The 9,383-nt window shown below is 60.8% G+C and carries 5 protein-coding genes and 2 pseudogenes; 2 read left to right on the forward strand and 5 right to left on the reverse strand.

Translation table 11 applies throughout. The features are described 5' to 3' along the window. Positions 1-126: 126 nt before the first annotated feature. The 4 genes and pseudogenes from SxD43FB_RS26165 to SxD43FB_RS22335 all read right to left on the reverse strand — a co-directional run. Positions 127-462, reverse strand: a pseudogene (locus SxD43FB_RS26165) (integrase); the annotation flags it as partial. A gap of 145 nt (positions 463-607) precedes the next feature. Next, the gene (locus SxD43FB_RS22325) at positions 608-3,061 is read right to left on the reverse strand and encodes a strawberry notch-like NTP hydrolase domain-containing protein (RefSeq protein ID WP_096064002.1); all 2,454 of its coding nucleotides are present in this window, start codon (positions 3,059-3,061) and stop codon (positions 608-610) included. A gap of 76 nt (positions 3,062-3,137) precedes the next feature. Continuing rightward, positions 3,138-3,992 (reverse strand): toprim domain-containing protein, encoded by an 855-nt coding sequence (locus tag SxD43FB_RS22330; RefSeq protein WP_096064003.1) that lies wholly within the window; start codon positions 3,990-3,992, stop codon positions 3,138-3,140. 115 nt (positions 3,993-4,107) lie between these two features. Continuing rightward, the gene (locus SxD43FB_RS22335) at positions 4,108-5,412 is read right to left on the reverse strand and encodes a replication protein RepA (RefSeq protein ID WP_096064004.1); all 1,305 of its coding nucleotides are present in this window, start codon (positions 5,410-5,412) and stop codon (positions 4,108-4,110) included. A 547-nt stretch (positions 5,413-5,959) separates the two neighbouring features. Here SxD43FB_RS22335 and SxD43FB_RS22340 point away from each other — a divergent pair. Beyond that, a complete protein-coding gene (locus SxD43FB_RS22340; protein WP_096064005.1) occupies positions 5,960-7,162 on the forward strand; it encodes an AAA family ATPase in 1,203 nt (400 codons plus the stop codon). 267 nt (positions 7,163-7,429) lie between these two features. Further along, complete coding sequence (locus SxD43FB_RS22345; RefSeq protein WP_096064006.1) at positions 7,430-8,413, forward strand: ParB/RepB/Spo0J family partition protein; 984 nt, start codon at positions 7,430-7,432, stop codon at positions 8,411-8,413. 308 nt (positions 8,414-8,721) lie between these two features. Here SxD43FB_RS22345 and SxD43FB_RS22350 read toward each other — a convergent pair. Next, positions 8,722-9,383, reverse strand: a pseudogene (locus SxD43FB_RS22350) (hypothetical protein); the annotation flags it as partial.

The following is a 9,383-nucleotide window of genomic DNA, read 5'->3' on the forward strand; positions in this document are numbered from 1 at the left end:
CAGCGCCGCATTATACGCGCTCCAGTTTGTCGTGCGATACTTTGGTGAGGCTGGCTTGGGCATAGCCGCCCCCTAAAGCACTCGATTCACCTGAGGAATCCCCCAGGCGCAATTTCGCAACAAAGCCACGTAGCCTTGATCTTCCAGGAACCGGACGAAGCGCCTGACCCTTGCTGCTTGGTCAGCCTTGTAGTGCGCTTGCTGCGCCGAATACCGGTGGCACCGGCACCCATGCTTTTCGAACCGCCGGACAGCCCGATCGTCAATCGTGCGGATGGCGATCCTATGCAGGCCCAGCCAATGCAGGAAATGGCGGACCGCCGCGCCATACAGAACCGCACAGCCTGACTTCTCGTCGAGCGACTGAGAGGAGAGGAATGTGGTGAGAAGGGTGCCGTGACTGGGCGGGTCTTCGACCCGGAGCGGGGCCGCTCGAAACGGCAATGATGATCTTGATCGCATGTTGGTTCCTTCGACTTGTTGAGGTCGAGGGAACCGTAATTATCTGGAGTGAAATCATGGAAAACCGAAGGAAACCTGCGCCTCCCGCCACCACGCTCGACATAAACTGCGACTGCAAAGAATACGTGTAATGTTGAGCTCAACATTAGACATATTCACGCGGGGACAGGTCAATCTCGAGGTCTGCCCGCTCGTCAGGGCTGAGCGCGCCAAGACGACGGTCGAGGATGGATTCGGCCGTTGTGACGAGCTGCATCACGACGGATTGCCCATTTTCGAGATGCTGCTGGGCTGCGGAGATGACGGTCGGCAGTTTCATCGACAGCAAAACCTGGCCGAAGAACCGCTGTTTCGTCGATTCGAACCGGGATCGTGCCGATACCTTGGCGCCGCTGTTGAGCGTTGCGTTCTCCAGACCGTCGACGACGGCGGTCAGCTCCAGCGCCCGCTCCATGTTCTGATGGATGATCGACCAGGCGTCGGCATAGGTGTCGTAGATCTCGATCTGCGCCGGGGTCAGCTCGTGCTTGAGGATGTCATACTCGACGCCGGCGAAGCTGAGTGCACGCGCCATGTAGAGGCCGGTCGCCTTCAGATCGCGAGCGACAAGCTCCATCGCCGCGATACCGCCCTTGCGGATGCTGCTGATGAACTGTTCACGGTCGGCAAACGCTGTCTCTGGACCCCACAGACCAAGACGGACAGCGTATGCGAGATTGTTGATGTCGGAGGCGCCGGTCGCCGAAGCGTAAAGCACGCGCGCGCTGGGCAGATGGTTCTGGAGCAGGACGCCGCATATACCCTGCTGCGACCCTTCCTTCGCGCCAAGGGCCCCCTCCCCGCCCGCGACACCGCCCATCTCATGGGCCTCGTCGAATGCGATGACGCCCTCATAGTCGGCACCGGCCCAGTCGGTGATCTGTTTCAGCCGACTGTGCTCGCCGCGCAGGGAGCGCAGCGTGGGATAGGTGACGAGCAGCACGCCCTGATCGAGCTTGATCGGCTCATCGATCTTCCAGTTGGAGACTGGCTGGATGTCACCGCTAAGCCCGCCAAGTGCGGTCCAGTCGCGACGGGCGTCTTCAAGCAGCGGTGCATTCTTGGTCACCCAGATGTTGCGCCGGCGACCCTGCAGCCAGTTGTCGAGAATGCAGGCCGCGATCTGCCGGCCCTTTCCAGCGCCGGTGCCATCGCCAAGGAAGAAGCCCGTACGATACGCGTCGCCGTCCTCGGCAAGGGTCAGACCGACGCCTTCCTTGTTGGGCTTGAAGCGGCCCGGGATGGTCTGAGACCAGGCGTGACCAGCATAGATCACAGTCTCGAGCTGCGATGCCGAGAGCAACCGCTCGGCGACGGTGCGCTCGGGCAAGCGAGGCACATAGTCAGGGATCGGTGCCGGGATCGATCCCATTGCGACCGACTCCACCAGGGCGGTCGGGTGTTCGCCGGCCTTAGCGAAGACGATGCGGCTCGGCCGATAGGGGAGATAGACGCCAGTCTGGTCGAGCAGCGGCGCCGGCGTATCGAGCTTGGTATAGTCTACGGGCAAGACGTCGTTGCGAACGGGCCCATGGTAGGGACGCGGTTCAGGCCGGCTGCTTTTGACTGCCCTGAACATGGAGACCCCGCTGGAGCGCTTCGGGGTCGGCGCCGGCAGGTCCCTCCGCGCAGGCGCGCGTTCGTGAATGACCAGCGCATCGAGCAGCTCGGAGACCGAAGAGCGCTGAATGACCGCAGGCGCTGCCTTGCCCGGTAGCTTATCGATCACGAACAGGCGGACCGCGATCGACGTGCCGTGCTTCAGGTAGCACTTCTCGAGGCGGATTGCGGTCCTGACGGTGACCTCGCGCAGCACGGTTTCATACTGATCGCGCATCCTCGCGCTCGGACCGAACCAGTCTGGCATGATCGCAACGAGGCGGCCGCCAGGACGCAAACGCCGGAGAGCCGCTTGCAGGTGGCGCACCGCGGCGTAGTCATCCGCTCCCCTGCCCAGCGAGCGCGAGAACGGCGGGTTCATGATGATGAGCGTCGGACGCTCGGCATTGCCGAGAGAGGAGTTGAGCGTGGCGCCGTCATGGCCAGTGATCACCGCATATGGAAAGACATCGGCAAGGCGGCCGCGGCGCACGGGGTCGAGCTCGTTGAGGTGCAGCGCCTGGTGCCTGCCGAGCTGAGCCACGAGCAAGGCGTTGCCGGCGCTCGGTTCCAGGATGATGTCGTCGGGTTGGACGTTGGCGAGAAGCACCGCCACGGCGCCGATATCGACCGGGGTCGAGAATTGCTGCCACTCGATCTGTTCTTCGCTGCGGACGGTTTGCGTTGGCAGGCGTCCCGCCAGGTCGATGATCGGTCGAACATCACACAACGAAGTGAGAGTTCTATCCAAAGCGCGGATATGCAGGGCAAGGGCGTGTTCGAGGACCTCAAAACTCTCGCGCTGGGTCCACCGCCCTTCAGCATCGGAGCCGCCATAGGCTGCGACCATCGCTTCGTTGATACGCCGGCGCGTGACCGGCTGACCCGAGCTCAGATGTGGGAGGAGCTGGCGCGCGGCTTCGCGATCGGCACGATTGGCCGCGTGGAAGAGGTCGGTCATTTGGGATCTCCTGCGTGGCTGCACCCTCGGCAGCATCACACTCTCGATCCCCCTCCCCTTTTCCGGCACGGGAAGCCTAGATACGACTTCCAAGCGCGCCAGCATCCAGAGCCTTCGCCCAATCCTTGAACTTCGGCAGTGGCGGACAGCGGCGGATTTCCAGGCCGGGCCGAGCATAATGGTCTTCGGCCTGAGCGGCGGCCCGCCTCCCCTCGGGATCATTGTCCTCGGCGATCAGCAGGGTGGTGATGCTCGCCGGGATAATGAGCTGATTCAGTCGCCGGGCCCCAAGCGATGCCCAGCAGGGGATATCATTCAGATGCGTAAAGGCGTCGGCGGTCTCGAATCCTTCGGCGATCGCCAAGATCGAGCCCCCTTCCCTTCCCCGCCAGGCTCCCGTCAGCGGCGTGCCGAGCATGACTTTGCGGATGTAGTCGGCGGTTTCGACATTGAGGAATATCCGCTGGATTGCGACGAGCTTCCTGATCTCGCGCACCGCGATCAAGAGCGCAGGCAGGAAGACGGTCTTCGGCTTAGGGAGATATGGACAACGCGGGTGGAAGCGAATGTCAGGCGGCGGGGGCAGGAGGTTGCGGCGCGCGAGATAGCGCTCGGCGAGCGTGCCCCTGACATCGATCGCCTGATCCCATATCCGCTGGACGTTAGCTGGGCGCGGAGGATTGGCGGGATCGGGACGCGCGTAATGCTGGCCAGGGCGAATGCGACGAAGCTCGCGGAGAACGTCTTCTCTGGGGCAACCGGCGAAACAGGTGACAAGGATGCCGCGATCACCTTGGCGAATGGAGAGACTTGGATCGCTGTCGGCGTGCGCGGGGCATCGGCACATCGCGACATGGCCGCTCCAGGTGCCGCCGAGAGCGCCGACGATATCGACGAGCTCCTGCGAGGGACGTTTGGCTGTAAGCGGCATAATTCTACCTCCTGCTTACAAGCTCGGACCCCCTTCCCTCCTTTTTCCCTGGTCTGAACTTTGAGGACAGACTCCTTCGACGCCGCGTTCACGCGAACGGCTCGGAGATCATCGGTCAGTCGTCAGGCCGATTCGCTCGGCGCTCGGCGTAACTGATGACGAAGGCTTCCCAGATGCGCAGCCACTCCTTTTCGGTGCGCTCCTTGGCGAAATTCGGGCATCCCTTGCGGAATGCAGCCGTCATATCGTCGACCGACCAAGGTTTTCCCTTCGTCAGTCCGATCTCGCGAAACACGGCCTCGCGCGTTCCATAGGACAACGATCCGGTTGGAAAGGCAAAGAGCTGCTCTGGGTCCTTCTGAATGCTGGCCGGTACCTCTCGGCGAGGTTTTACCGATGATCTCGGTGCCGTTTCCGCCGCCGCTGCCGCGACCAAGCGGAGGTGCGGCCCGACAAGCTTGCGCTCGAGGGGCGCGGGCGAAGGATGCAAGACGACCTTTCGGCCCGACAGATCGACGTTCGCATTCGGATAGACCGCAGACACGATCTGCATCGTCTCACGGACGGTCTGGCGGAAGCGTTTGCTGTCGGCCTCATTCCCCAGATGCTTTGCAAGCTGATCCCAGGAGATAACCTGACCCTTGTCCGAGCCGATGCGCGGCAATCGGTAGGCGAGATAAGTGTAGAGGTCGAGGGCGGTCGGGGTGCCCTTGAGTTCACGGATAGCGACCTCGTTGAGCGGGACGGCATGATCGATGAGGTGGCTGTAAAAGGCTTCCGACATGCGGATTTCGCGCGCAAATGAGCCATTCTTGTCGAGTGACCCGGCATATTCGTTTGAGATTTTGACATCGCGAACAGCGAAGGCGTTGTCGTCGGTCGCGGTCCCGTCCCAGCGAATCTGCCACTCGCACGCCAGCAGCCGATCGACCTGCTCGCGCATAAGATTCGCAGTTCCGCGCGGGCCGTAGGAGACCGTCTGGTAGCCAAGGCGGCGCATCCACTCGGTGAAGTTCCTGCCGAGATAGACATCGCGCGATTGCTTCATTACCGCTTGTGACAAGAGGTAGATCAGCGCGACACGCGGGTAAGAGCCATAGGGGACGCCGAGGCTTCGCATGACCGACTTACCGTCGACATTCTGGAGGACCGGTCTCGGGTTGATTGCGAGCGCATATTTGCCATCTTCGCGGACGATCGGCTGCGTATCGTCTTTCGGTCGCTTGGTTGGCAGCGACATCGCACAAAGTGCGGAATGGAGAAAAGCTGGAACCGGCTCTTCGTCTTGTACCCGAAGAAAGGCATCGAGGGTGAGCTGAGTGCCTGCGGAGGTGGCGAGCTTGCGCACGCCCTCTTCGCCACCGTTGAGCATGGCTAGTGCGTATTGGTGACCGAGTGGCCTATGCTGATCCCCATTCATGGTCTGCCCTTCCCCCCGAATCTGCCGGGGGCCGTGATGGGTCTGTCTCAACAGGTTTGGAGAGCTAAATCAACCCCGTTGGCAGTTTGGGAGAGAAAATGGCCTCCAAACTTGCAAAACAACCGATGATGTCGGTGCGGTTTTGCCGGCAGACCCCGGCTTCACTTCTCAAATTAGAAAATCAAACCGATTCGCGAATCGGTTTTTCTTAGGTTGATTCTAGTAATAGGTATGGGCTCCGACATCATCGGTCAGCTCGCACCGAGATCATCGCTTTGTTGCACCGACATCATCGGAAAGTACCGAGATCATCGGTAGTTATCCACATGCGGCGTTTCAGCCCATCGATTCGGTCTCGTGACTGGCTCCCGAATCAAAAGAGCTCCGATATCATCGGTGAAGATGGGTCGCGCGGTGGCCGGATAACTTGGCTGGGGTCGAACGGCTCGGAGATCATCGGTCATCTTGTAAGTCTGATGGCCATTTTGTTGCTCAAAACTGCCAACCCGGCTATTGTGGGCCATCAAACCCACAGAAGCGGATTCCGATGGCCACTGACGCAACCCTATCCCAACCAGATGACCTGATCGAAGGTGGTCTGGATGTCCTTCACAGGAAAGCGCTGACGATCCTCAAACGCATTCGGGACAGTGTGGTTGATCCAGAGACCGGTCAGAAGCGCGGCCCCACCTTCCCCATCTCGAAGGCGGCTGCCCTGGTCGGCAGGACGGCCTCAGCTGTTCGCGAGGCAGAGCGCGACGGTCGCCTTCCCGAGCGAGATCGGACAGGATCAGGCCATCGGGTCCAATACACTCTTGAAGAGCTCGATCACATGCGCGAGGTTTTCGGTACGCGGCCTTGGCGCGAGCCGACGGACACGCCCGCTATCATCTCGGTCTGCAACTTCAAGGGCGGCGTCGGCAAGTCGACGATCGCTCTGCACCTCGCTCAGCATTTCGCGATCCACGGTTACCGCGTGCTCTTCATCGACTGCGACAGCCAGGCTTCGTCGACAATGATGTTCGGCTATCGGCCCGACGTCGATCTTGAGGAAGAGGACACGCTTTATGGGCACTTCCACAACCCGGAATTGCTTGGCGTACGCAAGATTATCCGCAAAACGCACTTCCATAATCTTGATCTCATTCCGTCGAACCTGAGGCTCTACAATCTCGAGTATGAGATTGCCGGCTACATGGCGAAGAACCAGAACATGGAGATCATCGACCTGATCGCTGAAGCGATCGATACGGTGGTTGAGGATTACGACATCGTCATCATGGATCCGCCGCCCGCGCTTGGCATGGTATCGATGGCGGTCCTCCAGGCTGCGAACTGCATGGTGATCCCAGTGCCGCCGAGCCTCGTCGACTTTGCCTCGACAGTTTCTTTCATCGACATGACCCGCACCACGATGAAGCAGCTCGAGCAGATAGCTGGACGTGGTCGTCCCGCTTACAATTTCATCAGGCTGGTCGGAAGCCGGGTCGATGAGAGCAAGTCGATGCACCGTGAGGTCCTCTCGATGATGCGGCAGGTTTTTGGTGGCTCAATGACGAAGTCAGTGATGGTGACGAGCGCCGAGATCGACAACGCCAGTTCGCGAATGAAGACGGTGTTTGAGCTCGAAAAGCCTGTCACGTCGCACGAGGTTTACAACCGTTGTATGAGGCATCTGAACGACGTCTGCAAAGATATCGAGCAGGACGTTCTGCGGACCTGGGCGAGCAGGGCAGGGGATCAGGTTTGAGGGAAGTTGCCACGTGGCAACCCAGCAAATTGCGCTGGAATGAGCAAGGCGACAACGAGCCATTTCAAGCGCCAGTTTACGTTGAGTTGCCACGTGGCAACTTAGGACTAAATCTAGAGAAAACAGGCTATTAGGTAGAATGAATATGCAAAGTCGCCTGTCGAATTTGCCCTCTCAAAGAGCCCCAGAAGTAGGCGAGTTGCCACGTGGCAACTCTGGGTTCCAAAGGGCGTCTGAGGCGGCCAGGAATAAAGAAGGAATGGGCCGATGAGCAAAGGAAATAAGGGCTTCGGCTCGCAGTTCACGGAGGGACTCGACGACGAGGAAAACCTCGACAAGGCGACCCCGTCGGAAGGCATCATAGCGAGCCGCAGCCAGACGCTGGCCCGTCTCGCTACGGGCAAGTCCGTGGCTGATCGGACAGAGTGGGTGGATCCGGTGAAATGCCGTCCTTGGAGGATGCACAACCGCGACCTCGATCACTTGTCAGAGGATAGCTGCCGCGATCTGATCGACTCATTCCTCTCAGCCAAGAAGCAGCGGATCCCGGCGATCGTCCGCAGGCTGAAGGACGATCCTGACTTCGATTATGAGATCATCGCGGGAGTCCGGCGCTGGTGGACTGTGAAGTGGCTTCGCGCCCACCATCATCCGGAATACGAATATCTGGTGACGATCCAGAGCGTCACCGACGAGGAAGCCTTCCGTGTTTCCGACGTCGAGAACCGCTCACGCAAGGATATCTCGGATTGGGAGCGCGCCAAGGAATACACCATCGCGCTGGCAGAGTTCTACGAGGGGTCGCAGTCGCAGATGGCCGACCACTTGAACCTTTCGAAATCCTGGCTCAGCCGACTACTGGATGTAGCCCGTCTGCCGGAGGAACTGGTCGCCGCATTCTCGGATACGCACGATATCACGGTTCGCGTGGCCCGCGACATCAAGCCGCTCGCGGGCGATGCAAAGGCGTTCGCGAAGATGCGGGAAGAGGCTGAGCGGATCGAAGAAGATCGTACTAGGAACGGCGCGAAGATTAGCGGGCCCGAAGTCGCCAAGCGTCTCGTCAAGGCAACGGTTCAACCATCTGCGAAAGGCGCTGCCGAGACGGAGCTTACCGGCAAGGGCGGCAAAGTAATCTTGCGCTATACGAAGGCGAGGGGAGGGGGGCTGACCATCAAGGTGCCGCCGAAGGTTGATGCGGCGCCCGCCGAACTGCTCAAGGCTATCGAGGGGTTGCTGGCGCGAGGCTGAGCGTCGTCGTCGGGTCAGGGTGAGACGACAAAGCATAGATACGGAAACGTGTGCGGCCGCGTATGTGAGAGCAAACCAAGAAATGCCCTCAATAGCGGCCAGAGGTCATCTCAGCGCCTTTGGCCGTTTTCCATACCGGCCGGGGCACCTAAAGGATCACAAATCGCTCTGTACGGGCTTCCTGTGAGGGGCTTTTCCGAGTCGTAAGTCGTCCAAATTGCCGACCCGAAGTCCGCCCAGTGCCGGCGATGCGCGCCGAAGGCGCTCGCCCGGGGACGTGGGCTTGTGATCGCCATCCGTAGCAGCCTTCACGAGTTGGTGGCAGGATGGCTCGATAGCAGCCGGTCGATGGCTTCCATTTCCGCATCGAATGCGTCGAACGCAGCGGCGAGGTCCCGTGAGGGGGGAGGGGAAGGGGGCTCGATTTTCGGTCTGCCCCGTCGGGGCTTGGCGTACCCGAACTCCACGGCCAGGTCTCGTGTCAGGAACAGCCGCCAGCTTCGGCGCTGCGTGATCTCGACCAGCAGCCCGGCGGCGACTGCCCGCTCCAACAACTTGCTGGCTCCGGTGACGCTGAGGCAGAGGCGATCAGCCACGGATTGGGGTGAGAGCAGCGGCTGATGTGCTGTGAGCGCGAGAAGGCGGGGCAGGGCGCCTGCGCGGAACTGATCGACGATCGCGCGTTGGGCGTCGCGGTGGAAGCGCTCGAGATCGTGGAGGCGCGCCAGGCCTGCACGCGCTGCCGTTTCCAGTGCCCGCAGGAGCGCCAGCCAGTCGCTCTCGTCGGGTCGGCGTTTCAACCGGAACGCCTTGGCGCCCCCGGCGAGGCAGGGGAGGGGGGTGTGCGCGGCGACTGACAGGATGCGAGCGTAGCGACAATCAAGATGAGAATCGGTTGTTGGGGTGTCGGTGAAGGGCGGAGGGCGTAGCCCGAAGCCCGTAGCCGAGACCCCAACAACCGATGGCCCTT

Origin of the sequence: Sphingobium sp. D43FB (genome assembly GCF_002312805.1) — a bacterium.
Lineage (GTDB): Bacteria > Pseudomonadota > Alphaproteobacteria > Sphingomonadales > Sphingomonadaceae > Sphingobium.